Annotated in this window: 2 protein-coding genes; both read right to left on the bottom strand. The window is 36.1% G+C overall.

The window, feature by feature from the left end:
• Window positions 1-70 precede the first annotated feature (70 nt).
• Window positions 71-670, bottom strand: coding sequence for a recombinase family protein (locus ABT053_RS43380; RefSeq protein ID WP_350978041.1), 600 nt, complete (start codon window positions 668-670; stop codon window positions 71-73).
• 3 nt (window positions 671-673) lie between these two features.
• Window positions 674-1,123 (bottom strand): hypothetical protein (locus ABT053_RS43375; protein ID WP_350978039.1); only part of this gene is annotated, 450 nt, incomplete at its 5' end.

Below are 1,123 nucleotides of genomic sequence, written 5' to 3'. Positions count from 1 at the left end.
CATTTTAAACGTTATTTGGTAATAAATAACATTGTTAAAAGAAAATGCCCTTCTGAGGGCTATTATCAGCTTATTCTTTTCTGCCTTCTCTTATCACGTTATATTTTTGACGATAACGTCGAAAAGTCGTTCGATTAATTCCAGTTTTACGCTCGATTTCTTTTTCTGTTAATCCTTGTTGGTATAAATCAAAGGCATGTTGCAATCCCTCATCTTCAAAAGAATATTTCTTTTTTCGTCCTTTAAATCGTCCCCGTTGTTTGGCAATGGCAATACCTTGGGCTTGCCGTTCTTTAATCCGCTTTCGTTCACTTTCTGCTTGGTATTTGTACAATTCAATCATCAAGTTATTAATTAAACGCCTTAAATTATCGTCTTCAATCCCTGTCATGGACGGCAAGTTTAAGACTTCCAGCGTTGCGCCTTTTTGTTGAATTTGGTTCATCAGTTCGGTTAATTCTTTGTTATTTCGTCCTAAGCGGTCTAATTCTGTCACCACGACAATATCACCCTCATGTAAATAAGTCAGCATGGCTTGTAATTGAGGACGTTCAGTAGATTGTCCGCTTGCCTTATCTGAAAACACCTTAGAAACGTCTTGTAAGGCGTCTAATTGGCGGTCTAGGTTCTGTTCTTTGCTTGAAACACGAGCATAACCTATTTTTGCCATTTTCTACTCCCCCTCTTTATCATTATTGGCTTCTGCCAAATCGTCCAACGTTTTAAGTAAATCAGATAGTTTATCATGTTTCACTTTATAAATCACTTGCTGTCTTTTATCCTTACCAATGGTGATGTAATCGCCATAAATCATGTATCTTCTGACAAATTTTGTTCCACGGTTCAAATCTAGTGTATACGTATCAGCACCGACTAAACCGCCAGTATCTTTGACCTCATTTTTTTTGGATAAATCCAACTCATCAAGATAATCGACAATTGATGAAACCATTTCTTTTTCCTTGATATTCATATCCGTTTCTTGAAATTGATAGTTACTCCCATTGGTAATGGTAAAATGAATACGGTCAATATTCTCTTTCGATAATTTTTGGGAGTTCGTACCACATGCTACAAGTCCAAAAATAGCTAGAAGAACAATACTACTAAATGCGATTATTTT

The sequence above is a fragment of the Streptosporangium sp. NPDC002524 genome, from assembly GCF_040295985.1.
Taxonomy (GTDB): domain Bacteria; phylum Actinomycetota; class Actinomycetes; order Streptosporangiales; family Streptosporangiaceae; genus Streptosporangium.
The sequence above is the reverse complement of the archived record's forward strand: the minus strand, read 5'-3'. Positions and strand labels throughout refer to the sequence as shown.

Bases quoted from the DNA above. Each gene is read 5' to 3' on its own strand.
- ABT053_RS43380 (WP_350978041.1), bottom strand. From the start codon at position 670: ATGGCAAAAATAGGTTATGCTCGTGTTTCAAGCAAAGAACAGAACCTA.